At 62.2% G+C, this 20,555-nt stretch carries 17 protein-coding genes; 4 read left to right on the forward strand and 13 right to left on the reverse strand.

All coding sequences use genetic code 11. The annotated features are described in order from the left end of the window. The 6 genes from C1M53_RS02680 to C1M53_RS02705 all read right to left on the reverse strand — a co-directional run bounded on the left by C1M53_RS02680 (position 1) and on the right by C1M53_RS02705 (position 6,596). Positions 1-1,209 carry a Tm-1-like ATP-binding domain-containing protein gene (locus C1M53_RS02680; RefSeq protein WP_129410834.1) on the reverse strand — a complete coding sequence of 403 codons (1,209 nt, stop codon included), beginning with the start codon at positions 1,207-1,209 and terminating at the stop codon, positions 1-3. A 10-nt stretch (positions 1,210-1,219) separates the two neighbouring features. Beyond that, positions 1,220-2,107: an ABC transporter permease gene (locus tag C1M53_RS02685; RefSeq protein WP_129410835.1), complete on the reverse strand. Its 888-nt coding sequence runs from the start codon at positions 2,105-2,107 to the stop codon at positions 1,220-1,222. Between the two features lie 3 nt (positions 2,108-2,110). Then, positions 2,111-3,136, reverse strand: a complete 1,026-nt coding sequence (locus C1M53_RS02690) for an ABC transporter permease (protein WP_129410836.1) — start codon at positions 3,134-3,136, stop codon at positions 2,111-2,113. After that, entirely contained in the window at positions 3,133-4,641 is a 1,509-nt protein-coding gene (locus C1M53_RS02695) for an ABC transporter ATP-binding protein (protein ID WP_245488418.1), read from the reverse strand. The genes C1M53_RS02690 and C1M53_RS02695 overlap by 4 nt, the downstream gene beginning before the upstream one ends. 17 nt (positions 4,642-4,658) lie before the next feature. Continuing rightward, positions 4,659-5,678: a BMP family ABC transporter substrate-binding protein gene (locus tag C1M53_RS02700; RefSeq protein ID WP_165358024.1), complete on the reverse strand. Its 1,020-nt coding sequence runs from the start codon at positions 5,676-5,678 to the stop codon at positions 4,659-4,661. 78 nt (positions 5,679-5,756) lie between these two features. Next, positions 5,757-6,596, reverse strand: a complete 840-nt coding sequence (locus C1M53_RS02705; RefSeq protein WP_129410838.1) for an SDR family oxidoreductase — start codon at positions 6,594-6,596, stop codon at positions 5,757-5,759. A gap of 112 nt (positions 6,597-6,708) precedes the next feature. Between C1M53_RS02705 and C1M53_RS02710 the strand changes: the two genes are divergently transcribed. Further along, entirely contained in the window at positions 6,709-8,118 is a 1,410-nt protein-coding gene (locus C1M53_RS02710; protein ID WP_129410839.1) for a PLP-dependent aminotransferase family protein, read from the forward strand. A gap of 15 nt (positions 8,119-8,133) precedes the next feature. Here C1M53_RS02710 and C1M53_RS02715 read toward each other — a convergent pair whose 3' ends face one another. Next, the gene (locus tag C1M53_RS02715) at positions 8,134-8,505 is read right to left on the reverse strand and encodes a cupin domain-containing protein (RefSeq protein ID WP_054309254.1); all 372 of its coding nucleotides are present in this window, start codon (positions 8,503-8,505) and stop codon (positions 8,134-8,136) included. 158 nt (positions 8,506-8,663) lie between these two features. On the opposite strand from C1M53_RS02715, the gene C1M53_RS02720 reads away from it, so the two are divergent. Next, positions 8,664-9,683, forward strand: coding sequence for an LLM class flavin-dependent oxidoreductase (locus tag C1M53_RS02720; RefSeq protein WP_129415985.1), 1,020 nt, complete (start codon positions 8,664-8,666; stop codon positions 9,681-9,683). Between the two features lie 117 nt (positions 9,684-9,800). Here C1M53_RS02720 and C1M53_RS02725 read toward each other — a convergent pair whose 3' ends face one another. The 4 genes from C1M53_RS02725 to C1M53_RS02740 form a co-directional block, all read right to left on the reverse strand. Next, positions 9,801-10,802 (reverse strand): ABC transporter permease, encoded by a 1,002-nt coding sequence (locus C1M53_RS02725; protein WP_129410840.1) that lies wholly within the window; start codon positions 10,800-10,802, stop codon positions 9,801-9,803. Further along, positions 10,799-11,794 carry an ABC transporter permease gene (locus C1M53_RS02730; protein ID WP_129410841.1) on the reverse strand — a complete coding sequence of 332 codons (996 nt, stop codon included), beginning with the start codon at positions 11,792-11,794 and terminating at the stop codon, positions 10,799-10,801. Before C1M53_RS02730 ends, C1M53_RS02725 begins: the two co-directional genes overlap by 4 nt. Continuing rightward, positions 11,791-13,287, reverse strand: coding sequence for a sugar ABC transporter ATP-binding protein (locus C1M53_RS02735; protein ID WP_129410842.1), 1,497 nt, complete (start codon positions 13,285-13,287; stop codon positions 11,791-11,793). The genes C1M53_RS02730 and C1M53_RS02735 overlap by 4 nt, the downstream gene beginning before the upstream one ends. Before the next feature lie 206 nt (positions 13,288-13,493). Beyond that, a complete protein-coding gene (locus C1M53_RS02740; RefSeq protein ID WP_129415986.1) occupies positions 13,494-14,477 on the reverse strand; it encodes an ABC transporter substrate-binding protein in 984 nt (327 codons plus the stop codon). Between the two features lie 418 nt (positions 14,478-14,895). Between C1M53_RS02740 and C1M53_RS02745 the strand changes: the two genes are divergently transcribed. Beyond that, on the forward strand, positions 14,896-15,909 hold the full coding sequence (locus C1M53_RS02745) for a LacI family DNA-binding transcriptional regulator (protein ID WP_129410843.1): 1,014 nt from the start codon (positions 14,896-14,898) through the stop codon (positions 15,907-15,909). A 209-nt stretch (positions 15,910-16,118) separates the two neighbouring features. After that, positions 16,119-16,757 carry a response regulator transcription factor gene (locus C1M53_RS02750; RefSeq protein ID WP_245488419.1) on the forward strand — a complete coding sequence of 213 codons (639 nt, stop codon included), beginning with the start codon at positions 16,119-16,121 and terminating at the stop codon, positions 16,755-16,757. Between the two features lie 5 nt (positions 16,758-16,762). On the opposite strand, the gene C1M53_RS02755 is transcribed toward C1M53_RS02750, so the two are convergent. Next, positions 16,763-18,622: a hybrid sensor histidine kinase/response regulator gene (locus tag C1M53_RS02755; protein ID WP_245488420.1), complete on the reverse strand. Its 1,860-nt coding sequence runs from the start codon at positions 18,620-18,622 to the stop codon at positions 16,763-16,765. A gap of 147 nt (positions 18,623-18,769) precedes the next feature. Next, positions 18,770-20,455, reverse strand: a complete 1,686-nt coding sequence (locus C1M53_RS02760) for a hybrid sensor histidine kinase/response regulator (RefSeq protein WP_245488421.1) — start codon at positions 20,453-20,455, stop codon at positions 18,770-18,772. Positions 20,456-20,555 lie beyond the last annotated feature (100 nt).

The raw sequence follows: 20,555 nt of genomic DNA on the forward strand, positions 1-20,555 counted from the left end.
CTACCGACCTTTGCTGATTTCATTGAAGTGGCGAACGACTTCGGAACTGAATTCCGGCGCATTGATCGCGTGCGGAACCCTGAGCACCTGACGTTCGGCAGTTTGCTGGACGGTGCTCTCGATGGCGGCGAACAGCGCCTCGTCGGCTTCCGGATCGTGGAATGGCTGGCCGGGAGCGTCGAGGAGCGACACGCCGCCCAGCGGCAGCAGGAAACGCACCGGACCAATGCTGCGGTTGAGGCGCTCGCCGATCCATTTGCCCATCGCCACGTTTTCCTCCAGCGTCGTGCGCATCAGCGTGATCTGGGGATTGTGGATGTAGAGATTGCGGTTGCGGTATTTCTCCGGGACCGTGTCGATGCCGGCGAAATTGACCATGTCGAGCGCACCGCACGAGCCGACATAGGGCAAAGGCGACTGTGCCAGGAAAGAAAACCGGTCTTCCGTGGCCGGCAGGATGCCGCCGAAAAGCAGGTCGCCGACTTCCGTGGTGGTGATGTCGAGCACGCCGGCGAGGAAGCCTGACGAGGCCAGCTTTTCCATCGATTGGCCGCCGATGCCGGTGGCATGGAAGACCAGGCATTCGAAGCGGTCGTGCAGCTGCTCGACCACCTGGGTGACACAGGGTGTGGTGACACCGAACATGGTCAGGCCGAGCGCCGGCTTGTCTTCCTGCTCCAGTTCCTGGCGGTTGCGAACCATGCCGGCAATCGAATTGGCGGCATTGGACAGGACGGTCCGCGATATGCGGTTGAGGCCGGCGATGTCGGTGATCGAGTTGACCATGGCGATGTCGTTCGGGCCGACATAGGCGCTCACATTGCCGGCAGCCACGGTCGAGACCATCACCCTGGGGGTGCCGACCGGGAGAACACGCATGGCCTGCGTTACCATGGCCGTCCCGCCGGAGCCGCCGAGGCCGATGACGCCGCCGACATCATCCCGCGACAGGATGAAGCGTTCGAAGGCAAGGCCCATGGCCGAAACGGCAGAACCACGATCTCCCGTGAAAACCGCTTCCACGCCGCCGGGATGAAAACCCGCGACTGTCCTTGCGCCGATATCGGCACTAGCCGACGGCTTGTCGGTGGAAAGATCGACCAGGATTGCCTCAACGCCCTGTGCCCGGATGATCCCGGTCACATAATGGAGTTCATCACCTTTGGTGTCGCAGGACCCCGCCACATAGACGGTTTTCGGAACGCTCATCTCTTCCTCCTCAAACGCTTCTTTTCTTCATGCCACGCAGGCCGAGACCGATCATCGCAAGCAGCGTGATGGCATAGGGCGCGATGTCGGTGATCTGGTTGGGCAGCCCCTGCCCTTGCAGCCGCAACCCGATGGCATCGGCGAGCCCGAAACCGAGGCAGGCTACGGCTATCCCCAAGGGATGGGCACGGCCCAGCATCACCGCAACCACCGCGATCCAGCCACGTCCGGCGGTCATGTTTTCGGCGAAGAGCGCGACGGAACCCAGTGCCAGTTGCGCTCCGGCCAGGCCGCACAGGCCACCGGCCAGGATGACGACCGCCGTCTGGTAGCGGCTGACATTCGCGCCCATCGCCGCCGCGGCAGACGGCACTTCGCCAATGCCGCGCAGGCGCAACCCCCAGGACGTACGGAACAGGTAGATGTTGAAGACGAATATCAGCAGCCAGGACAGATAGACGAGCGCGTTGTGCCCGAGGATCGCTCCAAGCACCGGCACGTCCGCCAATACGGGAACGACCAGCTTCGGCAGCGCGGTGACCGCCGGGTCGACCAGCGTGCCGGTCACGCCGAATATCGCCCCCAACAGGTACGTGGTCAGGCCGGAGGCGAGCAGGTTCAGCCCGATGCCGATGACGATCGGATCGCCGCCGAGACGTGCGCCGCCGAGCGCCAGTGGCGAAGCAAAGACCGCGGTGCACAGGACAGCCGAGAAAATCGCCAGCACTGGCGAACCGAACGCAACGCTGGTCGCGACGGCCACGAAAGCGCCGACCAGCATCTTGCCTTCCAGCGCGATGTTGAACACGCCGGCGCGCTCGCACAATGCGCCGGCCATCGCGGCCAGCAGCACCGGCGTCATCAGATCGAGCACTTGCGAAAGCAGCATGTTGAGCATGGCCTATCGCTTCCTGAACAAGATCGGCCGCGCGGCGAGGCAGAGGATGATCAACGCCTGCAGCACCCATGTCAGAACCGCCGGCAGTCCGAGCGCTCGTTCCATGGAAAAGCCGCCGACCTGGAGCGCGGCAAAGAACACCGAGGTGACGATCGTTGCGATCGGACTGGCCATGGCGAGGACGGCCGCCATCAGCCCGGACCAGGTGTAGCCGGGAGCAAGCAGAGCACCGTCGGTGAAACGGTATTGCTGTCCGAGGATCAGCAGCGCGCCGACAAGGCCGGCCAGTGCACCGCTGAGGAATGCCACCCTTTGCGTCTGTCGCGACAGGTTCACGCCAGAGTACTGCGCGAAACGGGCATTGAGGCCGGTCATCCGCCATTCGAAGCCGTTCACGCCGCTTCTGTCGTTGACCACGATGACCACCGCGACAATCGCCATGATGACCATGGCCATGCTGATCGGCAGGTCCAATATATGGGCGGGCAGACGAGCACCGGAGGCGACACGATAGGTCTCCGGCATGCCCGTAGCGGGATCGCGCAGCGGATAGCGCACGAGATAGGATGTCAGGCCCCGCGCAATGTAGCTGAACAGCAGGCTGGCGATCAGGAACGGAATGCCGAGGCTGAGCTGCAGGATGGCGGCAAGCCAGGCGTACAGCCCGCCGGCGCAGATGGCTGCCGCCAGTGCGAGGACCGCCCTCGCGGCGCCCGGAACAGGCAGGTAGAGCGCGACCAGCGCAGCGGCGAGACCACCGATCAGCATCTGCCCGTCGCCACCCAGATTGACCAGCCCCGCCCGCAGCGCGATCGCCGCCGCCAGCGCCATGCCGACCAGCGGCACCGAGCGGGCCAGCGTCTCATCCAGCCCGCGTCCCAGAACCGCGCCCTTGGCAATCTCCAGGTAGACCGAGATGGGATTGGCACCGGTGAGGCCGACGACAAGTCCTCCGAGCACGACCGCAGCCACGATGGAGAACAGGATTGCCGCCAGGCGGGATTTCGTATCGAGAGCCGCTGCAATCATCTGGTTTTCGCTCCCCCCATCATCCAGCGGCCGACAGTGTCCTCGTTCATGTCGCTTCCGGTGAGACTGGCGTTGATGCGCCCCTCGAACATCACGAGAATCCGGTCCGAAAGCGCGAGCAGTTCGGTCAGGTCGGACGACACCACCAGGATCGCCCGGCCCTTGTCGCGCTCGGCAATCAAGGTCTGGTGGATGAATTCGATGGCGCCGACATCGACGCCGCGGGTCGGCTCCTCGACGATGATCAGCGGCGAGCCATGTTCGACCTCGCGCGCGATGACGACTTTCTGCATGTTGCCGCCTGACAGCGAGCCGATCGGCAATTGCTCGGAGGCAGCCTTGACCCTGAAACGTTCGATCAACTTGCGTGCCTGGGCGCGAATGGCGTCCTTGCGCAGGAACCCCTTGCGGGAAGCCGCAGCATCGCGATGTGTACCGAAGACGATGTTTTCGGCGATCGAGGCTGCCGGAGCCGTGCCGGTCAGGTGCCGATCCTCCGGCACATACGAGATACCGGCAGCACGACGGCGCGCGATCGGGAGCCTGGAAATGTCCTGACCGCCGATGCTCACGCCACCCGTAGCCGGCTCGAGGCCCATGACTGCCGAGATCAGCTGAGGCTGCCCATTTCCTGAAACGCCGGCTATGCCGACGATCTCACCAGGGCGGACATCGAAAGAGACACCGTCCACCACCCTGACGCCCGCCTTGCGGACCGAGAGCTCCTTGACCGAAAGCATCGGCTCGGCATTGGATGTGACCTTGGCGGCGATCGTCGGCGGCACGTTGCGACCGACCATTGCCTTGATGATCTCGGCCTCGCTCGTTTCCCTGGTCACCAGAGTGCCGGAGACGCGGCCATCACGCATGACGGTGATCTGGTCGGTGATGGCGATGACTTCCGGGATCTTGTGGGTGACGAGGATGAGGGCCATTCCCTTGCTGGCCAGCTCGCGCATCGCGGCGAACAGGCCATCCCGCTCCTGCGGCGTGAGAACGGCCGTCGGTTCGTCCAGGATGAGGATGCGAGCCTCACGCGACAGTGCTTTCAGGATTTCCAGGCGTTGACGTATGCCCACCGCCAGATCGCGAACCCGGCTGTCCGGGTCGATTTCCAGGCCATGTCTGGAGCCAAGACGCCGCACGAAATCGCGCGCGGCATCAGCGGAAACCAACGGCCCTCGCCTGGGCTCGTTCTGGAACACCAGGTTTTCCCAGACCGTCAGGTCGGGAAATTGCCTGAAGGTCTGGTGGACCATACCGATGCCGGCGGCGATCGCCCCGAGCGGACTGGTAAAATCCATGGCTTTGCCGTCAACCAGGATTTCACCGGCGTCGGGTTTCAGCAGGCCGTAGAGGATGTTCATGAGGGTGGATTTGCCCGCCCCGTTCTCCCCCATCAGCGCATGGATCTCGCCGCTGTTGACCGACAGGCTGATCCCGTCATTGGCAACGACACCGTCAAATCGCTTGGTGATGCCCTTCATCTGGAGCAAGGTCATCATCGCGCTCCGGGATTGCGTTATTGCGCCATCGGATCAGGCACTGTGATGGCGCCTGAAACGATCTTCGCCTGGATGTCCTTGAGCTGGCCGATGACATCCGGCGACTCGGCGATCTTGCACCCGGATGAGGCGACCGCTTCGGTGGTCGCGACCAGCTCCAGACCACCCTCGGCGAGCCCGAAGCTGACCACCGGCTTGGCCGTGCCCTTCAGGATGCCGTCGATGGTGGCCGGCAGAACGACGTCCACCTTCTTCAAGGTGCTGTCGAGGATGGCGCCGGGCGCATCGCCGCATTGATTGACGTCCAGGCCGATCGCCATCGCGCCTGATTTGTCGGCGACTGCCTTGAAGACACCGCCGTTGCTGCCGGCGGCAACCGCATAGATGCGGTCGGCGCCGTTCGACAGTTGCAGGGTTGCCTGCGTCTGCGCCCGCACCGGATCCTGGAACGGATTGTCGCCGCCGATCCACGAGGTGGGCAGCACGTTGATATCAGGCCGGGCCGCCTTTGCGCCAAGCGCGAAGGAATCCGTGTAGCGATGCAGGAACGGGATATCGAGCGCGCCGATGACGCCGACCGTCTTGCTGGTCGAGGTCAATGCCGCTTCGGCCCCGGCCAGATAGGCGGCTTCCTGTTCGCGGAAGACCGCGCAATAGACGTTCTTCGGTGCATCCGGAATGCAGGTGTCGACGATGACGAAATTGGTGTCCGGGTATTCCGGCGCCAGATCGGCGATGATGTCTCCGAACTCGAAGCCCATGACCGCGACGATCGAAGCCTTCATATCGATCGCGGCCTGGACATGCTGCCGGCGCGTGGATGGGTCGGTGCCTTCGAAGATCTTGGCCTTGGCGCCTTGATCGGCGGCAGCCTTTTCGATGCCGGTCTTGCCGAGACCGAGGAACTTGTTCACGCCGATGCGGCTCGGCGTGACCAGGACGAACGAATTGTCTTCAGCACGGACCGGAACGGAAGCCGCGGAAAGGGCAAGCACCGAGCCCAGGCAGAGATGCAGGAATTTGCTGGCAGTCGTCATTTTTTGAACCCCACAGGCAAGCATGAATGTTGCAACGGAACGCACGGACATGCCGCGTAGTCCGCCAGGGAAATAGCCTCAATACGGCGTATCGCCGCCATCGGTGTTGATGGACTGGCCGCGAATGATCATGGCGTCGTCGCTGAGCAGGAACGAGATCGTCCTGGCCACTTCGACCGGATCGATGTGCCGGCGCAGTTGCGAACTGATGAGCTGCTCGAACACGTCGTCGGGAGCCTGCTTGACCAGGTCGCCATAAGCGACGGCGACTTCGCGAAGCATGTCGGTAGCCATGCCGCCCGGACAGACACAGTTCACATTGATGTCGTTGGGGGCGAGCACTTCCGACAGCACCCGCGTGAAATTGATCATCGCTGCCTTACTGGCGCTGTAAGCGAGCGACTGGGTGTGGCCTTTCTTGCCGGCCTCCGACGCGACATTCACGATCGCGCCCCTGATGCCCTTGGCGATCATCGCCTTGGCGACGAGACGTGACGCTTCGAAGGCGCCGAAGACGTTGATGGCGAAGACACGCTCCCAGTCGGTCCAGGGCGTTTCAAGCGGGTCGACGTGACGGACGATGGCTGCACAGTTCACAAGGCCGTCGATGCCGCCAAGACGCTGCTCGGCCTGATCGATCGCGGCCGCGATCGAGGCGGCATTGCCGAGGTCGACCACGACAGCGCTGGTGTTGCCACCGTCCTTGTTGAGGTCCGCGATCGCTTCGTTCAGCGCCTGTTCGCGCACGTCGCCGATGACCACCGAGGCGCCTTCGGCCGCCAGCAATGCAGCTGCAGCCTTGCCGGCACCACCTGCACCGCCAAGAACGAGATAACGTTTGTCTGCGTGTGACCGTACCGGCGCAACCTGACGCACGGCCAGCGGGCGATGTTCGCCCCTGGTGGCAAAAGAGCCCATATCTCCTCCCCTTGGACCTCCAGATCGAGGTCTCTTATCCGTTTTCCCGAAAGTGAAATTGCTCTACTGGGCGGCATCTGGCAAAGTCCACTTGTCGAGAAGTGGACCACGTATGAACAGGATTTCACCCGCGCGCATCAGCCGGCTCATCGGCGGCTGGCAAACGACGGAAGGCAAGGTCACCCAGCAGCTCAGCCTGGCGATCGGCCGGCTGATCACGGCGAGGGAGCTGCCGGCCGGCGCCCTGATGCCGTCGGAACGGACACTGGCAACCGCCCTGGCGGTCAGCCGCGGGTCCGTCGTTGCTGCCTACGCGTCACTGCGCGATGCCGGCGTGCTCGACAGCCGCCATGGCAGCGGTCACCGCATCATCGCGTCGGCCAATGCACCCGGCGTCGCGCACACACGTCTTGCCGGCGAGATGCAGGCGCTGCCGGAAGACATCGACATGACCAGCGGCGCATTGCCGCCATCACCCATCCTGACCGAGGCGCTGGCGGCGTTGCGCGGTGCCGATCTGGCGAGTGTTGCTTCCGGCCTCGGCTACGATGCGTCGGGGTTGCCGGCACTGCGCTGGGCCGTCGCGCGCTATTATACCGACCTGGGTTTGCCCACCCATTCCGACAACATCCTTATCACCAGCGGCGCGCAGCAGGCGGTGTGGCTGCTGGCCAATGCCCTGCTCGATGCGTCGGATGCCGTTGTCGTCGAAGATCCCGCCTATCGCGGCTCGCTGGAGGTCTTTCGCCGCCGTAACGCCAGGATCGTGCCGGTCGGCATCAGCGCCCATGGCCTGGACATGGAACAGCTTGAAAAGGCGCTCAGGAACCGGCCGAAGCTGCTTTACCTTTTCCCGGAAGTGCACAATCCGACGGGACGATCTCTGGACGACGCAAGCCGCCGCGAGCTTGTCGATCTGCTCGACCGCTATCCGACATTCCTTGTCGAGGATGGTGCGCAGAATGAACTGTCGACGATCGCCAGCGCCACACCGCGGCCGATCGCCGGGCAGACAAAATCCGACCAGATCGCCACCATCGGCACGCTCTCGAAACTGTTCTGGGGCGGCATCCGCATCGGCTGGATCCGCGCGAACCCGCCAATGATAAAACGGCTGGCAAGCTTCAAGGCGGTCAACGATCTCGGCTGCTCGATGTTCGACCAGCACCTTGCCGTGGGCCTGCTCGAAAACATCCAGGCGGCGCGGACGTATCGGCACAAGGAGATCAGCAGCCATCTCAAGGTCGCGGAAGACCTGATTTCCGAACGGGCTCAAAGCCGATGGCATTGGTCGCAACCGGCCGGCGGCACGGCCATGTGGATCCACATGCCCGGTGTCGACACGGTGTCGCTGTGCCAGGAGGCACAGCGACACCGACTCCTGCTGTCTGCCGGGCCGGGCTATTCAGCGCAGGAGAATTTCGGCGACTTCATTCGCCTGCCCTTCGTGCGCCCGGCCGCGACAATGCAGTTCGCGATCGAAACGATTTCCGAATTGGCACAGCGAAGGACAGCAGCCTAAAGAGGCAGGCTTGGCCTACTGTTCCAGATTGACGTAGGATTCCGGGAAGAACCGCGGCGTGCACAGGCAATAGAATTCCAGGTCGACCGAACCGGTATTTTCGATGCGTTGCGGCGCCTGTGCCGGAATGACCGCCTGATCGCCCACCATCAGCTTGCGCTTGACGCCGTTGACCTCAAGTATGCCTTCGCCCTGCCGAACGATGTAGCGCTCGATCACACCGGTGAGGCTGTGCAGTTGCGTGGTCACGCCAACTTCGACACGCGCGACAGCTAGTGAGGCTTCCGGGGACGCTTCGGTGTTGTGCAGCTCAGTGATGTAGCAGCGCTCGTCGGTCCAGAACTCGCCCTTGTTGTTGGCGACAACGATCTTGTGATCTTCAGCCACGATTTTCCTCCCGCTTGTTGGCAGGGCGAAGGAACCGATCAGCCTGGCGGTCCGCAAGGTCCACTTTGCGGGAAGTGGTCCGATTGTCGCCGCCGCAGCGACAGTGCGTTGCCATGCCTTCCATTGAAGCCCGAAGTCGATGTGCTACATCCTTGACCATGAAAAACATCGGCTTTCTCTCCTTCGGCCATTGGTCGCCCTCGCCGCAATCGCAGACGCGCTCGGCGTCGGATGCGCTCCTGCAATCCATCGATCTTGCCGTTGCCGCCGAGGAACTCGGCGCGGACGGCGCCTATTTCCGCGTGCATCATTTCGCGCGCCAGCTGGGCTCGCCGTTTCCGCTGCTCGCGGCAGTCGGGGCCAGGACGAGCCGCATCGAAATCGGCACGGCCGTCATCGACATGCGCTATGAGAACCCGCTCTACATGGCCGAGGATGCCGGCGCTGCCGACCTTATCGCCGGCGGACGTCTGCAGCTTGGCATCAGCCGTGGCTCACCAGAGCAGGTGATCGATGGCTGGCGCTATTTCGGCTACGCGCCGCCGGAAGGCCAGAGCGATGCCGACATGGCAAGGCGCCATGCCGAAGTCTTCCTCGACGTGATCAAGGGCCAGGGGTTCGCTCAACCCAACCCGCGGCCGATGTTTCCCAACCCACCCGGCATGTTGCGCCTGGAGCCGTTCTCCGAAGGGCTGCGGGACAGGATTTGGTGGGGTGCGGCCACAAACGCCACGGCGGAGTGGGCGGCCAAGCTCGGCATGAACCTGCAGAGCTCGACGCTGAAATTCGACGAGAGCGGCAAGCCGCTGCACATTCAGCAGGCCGAACAGATCCGTGCCTTCCGTGCCGCCTGGAAAGAGGCTGGTCACAAGCGCGAGCCGCGCGTCTCGGTCAGCCGCAGCATCTTCGCACTGGTCGATGACCGCGACCGCGCCTATTTCGGCGGCAGCGACAGCCAGGATCACTTCGGCTACATCGAGGCGGATACGCGAGCGGTATTCGGCCGGACCTATGCGGCGGAACCGGATGTGCTGATCGAGCAACTAAAGCAGGATGACGCTATCACCGAAGCCGACACGCTGCTGCTGACCGTGCCCAACCAGCTCGGCGTCGACTACAACGCCCATGTCATCGAGTCGATCGTCAAGCATGTCGCCCCGGCACTTGGCTGGCGCTAGAGCATTTTGTCGCCAAGTGGAATCACTTGGCGTTACAAAAATGCGGCGAAAACAAAACTTAGAGCGTTTCCGCGTTTCCGTGAAAAACGGAAGCGCTCTAATCGAAACTGACAGCGTTCACCGCGGTGAGCGCCCGTTCATCAACTTGGCCTGCAGGATAACGACGACCAGCAGGAAGGCGCCCCTGATGACCGATTGCCAGTAGGCAGACAGGGATATGACGCCGAGTCCATTCTCGAAGTTGAGAATGTTGAAGACCATGGCGAGCAGGATGGCGCCTGCCAGCGTCGCACCGACGGAGCCAACCCCGCCGGACAACAGCGTGCCGCCGACGACGACCGATGAGATCGCGAACAGCTCCCAGCCCACGCCCTCGGTCGGCTGGCCAGCTCCGAACTGCGCCGCCAGGATGACGCCTGCCAGTCCGGCAAGAAGGCCGGAAGTCCCGTAGACACCAAGCAGCGTTCGCCCGACTTTCAGCCCCATCAGTTTCGCGGTCGCCTCGCCGTCGCCAACGGCCAGAATGCGCCGGCCGACCGGATGCCGCTCCAGCGCGACCCAGCCCAGTACATAGCAGGCGATGGCGATCCAGGCCGGGATCGGAAAGCCGAGAAAATCGTCCTGGCCAATCGAGATGAAGGCGGTGTCATAGGAAACGGAGACCGACTGATTGCCGGAGAGCAGCAAGGCCGTGCCGTAGGTGGCCAGCATGGCCGCCAAAGTGGCGATGAAGGGCTGGATGCGCAGCCGCGTGACGACCAGCCCGTTGATGATGCCGACGGCAAGCCCCGCAGCCAGTCCGCCCAGCAGTCCGGGCAGCCAGCCATAAGGCGACAGCAATGCTGCGACCACGCTGGTCATCGCCGCCGTGCCGCCTACCGACAGGTCGATGCCGCCGGTCATGATCACCAGTGCCATGCCGAGCGCGATCAGCATGAACATAGAGTTGTAGCGCAGGAACGAGAGGATGTTGTAGCTCGACAGGAAGTTGTCGTAGCGCAACGCTGCGAAGATCAGCAAAGCGAACACGACCGTGATCACGCACAGCCGCGCGAGCTGAAGATTGGAACGCGGGATGAGCGCCGCGACGACATTCGAGCGCGAGGTTTCCTGCATCATGTCCGGTCCGCGCTTTGCTGGATGTAGACAGCTGCCACGATAAGCCCGGCCTTGACGACGAGCGCCGCGGCATCCGGCACACCATTAGCAAGCAAGGTATAACGGACGAGCTGGATGACGCAGGCACCGAGCAATGTGCCGATGATGTTTGCCCTGCCGCCGGTCAGCAGCGTGCCGCCGACAGCGACCGCCGCGATGGCGTCGAGTTCCATGCCGAGCCCAACCAGATTGGCGTCACTCGCCGAATTCCGGGCCACGACGATAAGCCCGGCGAGACCGGCCAGAACACCGCTGATGACATAGACGAAACGCTTCACGCGCTTTGCCGGAATGCCCGACAGCCGTGCCGCCTTTTCGTTGCCGCCGACAGCCAGGATCTGCCGCCCGAGCGCGGTTCCCTTGATCAGGAAGGCTGCCGCAGCCACCACCACGATCATGATCAGCACCTGCGTCGGGATGCCGAACACATGCCCGAGCGCCACGAACTGGAAAGCCTCGTTCTTGAAAACCTGCAGATTGCCGTTGGTCATCACCTGCGCGATGCCCCGCCCCGCGGTGAACAGCACCAGCGTCGCCACGATCGGCTGGATCGAATAGTGGGTGACGAGGAAGCCGTTGAACCAGCCGAGCAGCCCCGCCACGACGAGCGGCACGATGAAGGCCAACGGCAGAACCAGCAGCGGGTTCGCGGTTGGCGCGAGCGCACCCATCAGGATCATTGGCGCGAGCGCACCGGAAATCGCCATCAGTGAGCCGACCGAGAGATCGATGCCACCTGTGGCGATCACCAAAGTCATGCCGACCGCGACGATGACAATCGTCGCAACCTGGGTCAGGTTCACATTGAGCGTCTGAAGCGACAGGAAGTTCGGCGTGGCGATGACGTTGAAGGCAATCAAAAGCAGGAATGCCAGCAAGGTGCCGTAGCGGCTGAGCCATGCGGCAAGGTTGAAGCGCCTGCTCGAGCCGGTCGTCTCTTCCGCAACGGTCATGCCGGCACCTCCTGATGCGCCATGGCGGCCAGGAGATTGGCCTCGGTGATGTCCTCGGAGGCCAGCCGGCGGACAGAGAGGCCGTCACTCAGCACCGTGACATGATCGGCGGCAGCAATCAGTTCCTCGAGTTCGGAAGAAATCATCAACACGCTCAAGCCCTCGTCCGCCTGGCTTCGCAGCAGTTTCAGAATCTCTGCCTTGGCACCAACATCGATGCCACGTGTCGGCTCGTCGACGATCAGCAGGCGTGGGTTCATGCAGAGCCAGCGCGCCAGCAACACCTTCTGCTGGTTGCCGCCGGACAGTTCGCGGATCGGCTGCTCAGGCGAGGAACATTTGACGCCAAGTGCCGCAATATATTTCTCGACGATCGCACGCTGGGCGACCTTGTCTACGATGCCGGCCCTTTGCAGCTTCGGCAGGATGGCGAGTGTCATGTTTTCGCGCACGCTCATCTCCGGCACGATGCCTTCGATCTTGCGGTCTTCGGAAACGAAACCCATGCCGTCGGCGATCGCATCGGCGGGAGTGGTATAGTTGGTCTCGCGCCCGTCGACCCTCACGGTACCCCGCTCCTTGCGGTCGGCGGCATAGATCAATCGCGCGGTTTCGGTGCGGCCGGCGCCGAGCAAACCTGCCAGGCCGGCGATCTCGCCCTTGCCTATGCTGAGCGAGACATCGCGCACCCGAACACCGGCGCCCAGGCTCTCGACGCCGACGAGCACTGCCCCTTCGCTGTCGCCATGCGCGCGTTTCTTGGCGGTGAATGCGGCCAGTTCCTTGCCGAGCATGGTCCTGACCAATTCGACCTTGGAAATATCCTTCATCGGGCTGACCGCCACGGTGCGGCCATCGCGCATGATGGTGACGCGGTCGCAGATGGCGAACAGCTCGTCCAGCCGATGGCTGATGAAGATGGCCGCGACACCGTCGGCCTTCAGGGTCCGGATGGTTTCGAACAACACGGCGACCTCGCGCTCGTCGAGCGAGGATGTCGGCTCGTCGAGGATGAGGAGCCGCGCATTCTGGGTGACCCCACGCGCAATCGCGACCATCTGGCGGGTTGCGGCTTCGAAATCCTGCAACGGCCGGTTCACGTCGATGTCGAGCTTGAAACGCCGCAGTACCGCCCTGGCATCGGCCTGCATCCTGCCACGATCGACCAAGCCAAAACGACGCGGTTCACGGCCAAGAAAAATGTTCTCCGCCACGGTACGGTTGGGCGCGAGATTGATCTCCTGGTAGATGGTGGCGATGCCGCCGGCCTGGCTTTCGGCCGTGGATCCGAACCGAATTTCCCTGCCCTGGAATTCTATCCTGCCGGCATCGTGTGAATAGGCACCGGTCAGGATCTTGATCAGCGTCGACTTGCCGGCACCATTCTGGCCGATCAGCGCCATGGTTTCGCCCGGCTCGACCTGAAGCGAAGCATCGTAAAGAACGCGGACATCACCGAAGCTCTTGTTGATGTCCGTCATCGACAACAGCATCGCAAATCCTCCCTTGGCGATGGTTCCTACACTCAACCCGGAATGCGCAAAAGAAAAGCGGTCGAAACGTCTCCAGAGCGTTTCCGATTTCTCGGAAACGTGGAAACGCTCTGGTTTTTTGTTTACGCAATTCTAGACGCAAAACCGCTGCGCACTTTTGCTAGAATTGCTGCTGCAACGCTCCGACCGCAGGTGGGGGAGAACGATCAGTAGGCGCCGGAGACCTCGGCTGCGGCGTTGGATGTGTCGTAGAACTTGTCCTTGTTCTTCACCCAGGCCTCGATCTTTTCGCCGCCGGCGTAGCGCTTCAGCGTCTCGTAGGCGATCGGGCCGAAGCGCGGATTGCACTCGACCACGGCTCCGATCTTGCCATCGGCGATCGCCTGGACGGCTTCCTTGCCACCATCGATGGACAGGACCAGCACATCGGTGCCCGGCTTCTTGCCCGCGGCCTCCAGCGCAGCAATCGCGCCCAGCGCCATCTCGTCATTATGGGCGTAGATGACATTGGCATCGGGATGCGCCTGGAGCAGCGCTTCTGCAACCTGGCGTCCCTTGTCGCGCGCGAAATCACCCGACTGAGATGCGACGATCTCGAAACCGCCGGCGGCCTTGATGGCTTCGTCGAAACCCTTCTTGCGATCATTGGCCGGCGACGAGCCTGTGGTGCCTTCGAGTTCGATGATCTTGGTCTTGCCATTGGCGTTCTTGACCAGCCATTCGGCAACACGCTTGCCTTCCTCGACGAAGTCGGAGCCGATGAAGGTGACATAGTCCTTGCCGGCGACAGCCAGCTTCGGATCGACGCTACGATCGAGAAGGATGACCGGGATACCGGCCTTCTTGGCAGCGAGCACCGCCGGGATCAGCGGCTTTTCCTCGCGCGGCGCCAGGAAGATCAGATCGACGCCCTGCGCAATCATCGAATTGACATCTGCGACCTGCTTGGCCGCGGAGCCAGCCGCATCCGTGTAGACAAACTGATAGCCGAGTTTGGCAGCCTCGGCTTTCATGCTTTCTGTCTGCGCAATGCGCCATGGATTGTTGGACTCGGTCTGGGCAAAGCCAACCTTGTAGGTGTCCTTCTTGGCCAGCGGCGGCAGATCTGCGGCCACGGCCACGCTGGACACGAGGCTCAGTACGCCGAAGGCGCTTGCGGTCATCAATAAAGTACGGCGGGTCAGTGACATCGAGGGCTCCTCCACATGGGCAACCGGCTCCTCCAGCCGGGCAGACATCGGTCTGCTGATCACCACTCGATCCTACGATAATTTTATTAGCAGTCAATGCGCGATATTCGCGAGATGGCGCGGGCGACCTTCCGCGGCAAAATTGAAGGACAGATCGCACGAAACCCTACGATTATATGCCAAACTCTGCTCAAATCAGTGGGTTAAGCGCCATCCCGCATCGAAAAAGCTCATAAATTCAGCCATACAGAAACCTGCAAATCTCAATGTCGATCACCGCTTGATAATTTTATGATCAAATGACTATGATGCCAACGGCGGGCCTGGAAACCATTGCGGGGACATTTGTGAATTCAAGGCGAGGACCAGCGTCGTGAGTCAAAGCAACGGCGGCGATAAGCGCCAGGGACGACCGACCATGACGGACGTCGCCCGCATTGCCGGCGTTTCGCAGTCAAGCGTCTCGCTTGTGTTGAACCAGATGACGGGCGCGCGGATATCCCCGGAGACGCGGCAACGCGTGCTGGAGGCTGCCCGGCAGGTAAACTACCAGTTGCCGGGCATCAGGGGGGAGATTTCGTCTGATGCCGAGGGGCGGACAATCGCCTACATCGTCGACGAAATCTCCACCAGTCCGCACCCGGTGGTCAGCTTCGACGGCGCACGTGACTTCGCCTTCGAGCAGGACTTCCTTGTGGCCGCCTATGTGACGCGCTCCAATCCACAACTGGAAGCAGCGACCATCGAAGCGATCAAGCGCGACAAGTCGATCGTCGGCGTGATCTACTCTTCGATCTTCACCAGACGCGTCACGGTGCCAGAAGCCCTCCTTGGAATTCCGACTGTCCTGCTGAATTGCTACGGTGAAGCGAGACGGCATATCTCGATCCTGCCGGGCGAAGTCGCGGGAGGTTTCACCGCCACCGCCCATCTCACCAACCTTGGACATCGCCGCATCGGCTTCATCAACGGCGAACCGTGGATGGATGCTTCCATCGACCGCCTCAAAGGTTATCGACAGGCACTCGCTACTGCCGATATCGCCTTCGACGAAACACTGGTGCGCAGCGGCGACTGGCTGCCGTTGACCGGTTATCACCATGCACGTGACCTGCTGTCGACCGGCAATCCACCAACAGCCATATTCTGTGGCAACGATCTCATGGCGCTGGGCGCGCTTGAGGCTGCCAACGAGATGGGCATCAAGGTTCCGGGTGAACTGAGCGTGATGGGTTATGACGATCAGGAGCTCGCCCGTTACACCCACCCGCGCCTTTCGACGCTCGTGCTGCCGAACTACGAAATGGGACAGCGCGCGACCGAGATGCTGATCGACATGGTGGCGCACCACAAACAATTCCGTCCTATGACCGTGAAGATCGACGGCCCACTCGTCGTGAGGGAGACGACGGCGTCACCGCGGCTGCGTTGAGATTCTACTGTCTGCGGCCGGAGTTTTGCGGCTGCCGACACGTTCCAATCGCGCGACCTGGTATCACCTTAGTGCAAATGCACTAGCCCAAGATGGGGTATCCTTGGGGTAACCCGTGTTGTTTGACCATTTGGTCAATGCTACATAGCGCCGATGCGACAGCCGAGCTTGACCTGCCCCCGATAGCCAACCGCCGCCAGGGGGAAGCAGTGCCAAAAGATCTGATCATCGTTGCCGACGACCATCCCGTTTTTCGGGAAGGGCTTCGCCGTGTCGTACAGACGGTCGAGACCGATGCCGACATCGTCGAAGCCGAAACAATGGACGAAGTCCTGGCGGCCGCGCGCGCAGGGCGCCAACCCAAACTCTTCATCATGGACCTTTTGTTCCCGGGCCTCGTCGCGGAACGCTCGCTCGCCGAGTTGCGTCAGGAATTCCAGCGGTCGTCGATCATGGTCGTATCGATGGTCGACGATCGTCGTACCGTCGATACGGTGATGGCCGGCGGCGTCGATGGGTTCGTCTCCAAATCCGTGCCGCCAAGCGAACTGATGGAAGCCATCGCCGCCGTCCGCGACGGCGAATATGTGATCAAGCTCAAATCGTCGGACCGGGTGCCCTACCCCGCCGAAGACGCCGACATCCTGAACAGCCTCACGCAACGCCAGCGTGAAGTGTTGCGCCTGCTTGCCGACGGCAAATCCAACAAGGAAATCGGGCGCACGCTCGACATTTCGCACTACACTGTGCGCATCCACGTTTCGGCACTCCTTCGCGTGCTCAATGTCGGCTCGCGCTCGGCAGCAGCCGTCAAGGCGCTCAACGAGGGCTGGGTCGACCGGATCTAAGCCCGTCAGGCACGGGCACGCTCCTTGGTGCGCCCCAGTGACAGCGCGATCATCGTCGAGCGCAGTTCGGAAGGCCGCACCGGCTTGGACAGGATGGGGATGTCCTGCTGGCCGAGCTCCGCGCGCACCCGGTTCTCGTCGTGTCCGGTCATCACGATGGCGGGGATGTCACGGCCTGCCTGCCGGCGCACTTCCTGGATGAAGTCGGCGCCGACGATACCACCGCCGAGGTCGAAATCGGTGACGACCAGATCGCATGCCGTGACAGACAGCTCCGCCCCCGTCTCTGCCTGCACGATGCAGCCCCATTTCTCCAGCAGCGACGCTGTTGCCAGAAGCACATCCTCGTCGTCCTCCACCAGGAGCACCCGCAACCCTTCCAGCGGCGAGGAGAAGCGTTCCGGCGCGATCTTCCTGATGCGCTCCGGCGCCGACACCATGGGCAGGCCGGCGATGCGCACGCTGGTGCCACGCCCCCTGGCCGAGCGGATCGAGACCCGCAGCGACATCAGGTGCGCCAGCCGCTTGACGATGGAAAGACCGAGGCCGACACCTTCGACGTCCCTGTCGCCGCGTTCGCGCACCTGGTAGAATTCGTCAAACAGAAGCGGCAGATGTTCCTCGGCGATGCCCTCGCCGCGATCGTGGATCTCGATCGACAGGCCGTAGCGATGGCGGCGGCAGCCGATCAGCACCTCGCTGCCAGGCGCATATTTCAGCGCATTGGAAACGATATTCTGCAGGATGGTGGTCAGCAGGGCGGCATCGATACGCACATGATGCCTTGTACGGACCAGTTTGAACGTCGTTTGCGACCATTCAGCCCGGCTGGCATTCTGGGTCAGCACCTCGTCGATAATATCCTGCACGGCCACGACCTCGAAATGCGGCGTGACCTTGCCGCTGTCGAGCGTCGAGATGTCGAGCAGCGAGCGGAACAGGCCGGACACCGAATGCAGCGAGCGGTCGATGTTCTCGACCATCTGCTTCTGTTCGCGGTCGAGCCCGGTGTCGCGCAGGCAGGCGGTGAACAGGCTGATGGCATGGATCGGCTGGCGCAGGTCGTGGCTGGCCTGGGCCAGGAAGCGCGACTTGGCAAGGTTAGCCTCATGCGCGGCGTCATAGGCCTCGTAGACCTTTTGCAGCAGCGCGTAGATATAGGCCGGCACCAGGATGGTGGTCATCACCAGGGTCAGCGCCACATAGGGGTTCTCTTGCCAATAAGTGTTGAAATAGGACGACAGCGCAATCGTCAGCAGCGCCATGGCGGTGGCCAGGATCAGGTAACGGGGTCCGAAGCGTAAGCCGTTGCCAACCGTCACCCAAAGCAGAGCAGCGTAGAGGGGCAGCAAGGCCGCGCCGCCGATCGACATCGCCGAGAAGAAGGCGATGTAGTCGCAAGCCATCGAAACCAGTCGCCGCGGCTTGTAGACGACCGGTTTGGCGACCACCCACCACAACAGCAGCCACGAAACCGGCACATAAGCGAAATAATAGGTGGCAAAACCATTGGCGTAGGATGTCGCCGCATTGTCGAGCCAGGCGACAATCCAGATGTAAAATGCCAGGATCGGCACAAAGATAAGTCGCACGACAGCCTGAGAGCGCTCGGCATCGTAGCTCTCCTGCTCCCTGGCCTCGGACGTGCCTGCTACTCTGGCGGGAGGAAGTCCTGTGCCGTCGCGTCGCTTGAACATTGCCCTCTCCACTGGGCGTATGGCGAAATAATAGGCAGCCAAGCCATTGGCGTAGTATTTTGCCGCATTGTCGAGCCTGGCGACAATCCAGGCGTAGATTGCCAGGATCGGCGCAAAGACAATTCGGAAGACAGCCTGGGAACGCCCGGCGTCTTGGCTCTTCTGCACCCTGGCCTCCGGGGCGTCTCCGATTCTAGCCGACGGAAGATCCGCTTGATCCCGCTTCTTGAACATTGCCCTCTCCATGGGCCGCATCCGGCACCAGCACTTCCCTACACCGGCACCATCCTTGTGTGAATTCGCCAACCTGCGCAGTCAGCGGGAGCTCTCAACCGCCTTCTTCGCCAAACGGTCGATCTTCAGCTTCTCCGCCGTCATCATCGAGCGAAGTTCAGCCGGACGGATCGGCTTGGCCAGGATCGCGATCTCCGGATCACCGAGATCAAGCCTCACCCTGTTCTCATCGTGGCCGGTCATGACGATGGCCGGCACCTGACGTTTCAGCACTTGACGGACACGAGCAATGCAATCGGCTCCCGTCGCCTTCGCACCGAGGTCGAAATCCGTCACGATCAGATCGCATTCGGCCACTTCATCGGGGATCGACAGCTGAATGTCGACGATGCAGCCCCATTTCCGCAACAAGGTGGCGGTGGCGAGCAAGACATCTTCGTCGTCTTCAACGAGCAAGACACGCAGGCCTTCGATCGCCGGCCTCGGGCCCTCCGATTTCGGCTTGGCCAGAGCTGCCTGCGATGCGATCTGCAGGCCTTCGATGATCACCGTGGTGCCGCGACCGGGGACAGAGCGCAGGTAGGCCGACAAGCCCATCAGCCGCGTCAGTCGCCTGACGATCGGCAGGCCGAGACCAACGCCGTCGACATCACGGTCGCCGCGCTCCCGGACCTGATAGAACTCATCGAACACCTTCGGCAGATGATGCGCGGCGATGCCGTTGCCGCGGTCATGGACCTCGATGGCGAGTTGCCCGTTACGGCGACGGCAACCGATCAGGACCGGGCGGTCCGGCGCATATTTCAGAGCATTCGAGATCACGTTCTGCAGGACAGTGGTCATCAAGGTGGCGTCGATGGTAACGTAGGCTCGTGTCGGGACCGCCCGCAAATCGACTCCGGCCCATTGCGCCGCTTCGGAATTCTGCCTGACTATATCTTCGAACAGATCCTTCACCGCGACCGGCTCGAAAAACGGCGTCACCTTGCCACTGTCGAGTGTGGAGATGTCGAGCAAGGAGCGGAACAGACGCGACACGCTCTGCAGCGAACGATCGACATTCTCGACCATCTGGCGCTGTTCCCGGTCGAGACCGGTATCCTTGAGGCAGGCGGTGAACAGGCTGATGGCATGGATCGGCTGGCGCAGATCGTGGCTCGCCTGCGCCAGGAAACGCGACTTGGCAACATTGGCTTCGCGGGCGGCATTGAAAGCCGTGTAGACCCGCTCGAGCAGGCTGTAAGCGTAGGCAGGAACGAGAACCGTGGTGAGGATCAGGGTGATCGTCACATAAGGGTTCTCGCGCCAGAACGGGTTGAAATAGGCTGTGACCAGGATGCTCAAAAGCGCCATGCAGGTCGAGGCGATCAGGTAGCGCGAGCCGAAGCGCAGACCATAGCCGACCGTCACCCACAACAACGGCGCATAGGCAGGCAGCAGGGCCGCACCTCCGAACGTCATGATGCCGCCGACGGCGATGTAGTCGCTGACCATCGAAATGGCGCGTCGAAGCAGGTTCTCGCCCGGCCGCTTCAAAATCCAGAACAGGATCAACGCCGAGACAAGGATATAGGACGAGAACGACAGGATCGTCTGGGTCGTGCTGAATGCCGTGTCGCCTCTCGACGAGAAGACGCTCAGCATGCCGACCGTGAACAGCGTTGCGGCGCCGAGACGAAAGGTCGCCTGCGCCCGTTCGGCATCGGTCGGCCTGTCGTTCCGGGTAACGAAAAGGTCGGCAAGTTTCGTTCGCAAGCCACCAGGCATGATGTGCATCCCGATCAAGGGGCAGAAGCTGATCGCCTGGGGCACGACAATCAGGGGCATTTCGAATGCCGTTGGAAATTGCAGTAAAGCGTGTAACGGC

This window comes from Mesorhizobium sp. Pch-S, from assembly GCF_004136315.1.
Taxonomy (GTDB): Bacteria; Pseudomonadota; Alphaproteobacteria; order Rhizobiales; family Rhizobiaceae; genus Mesorhizobium.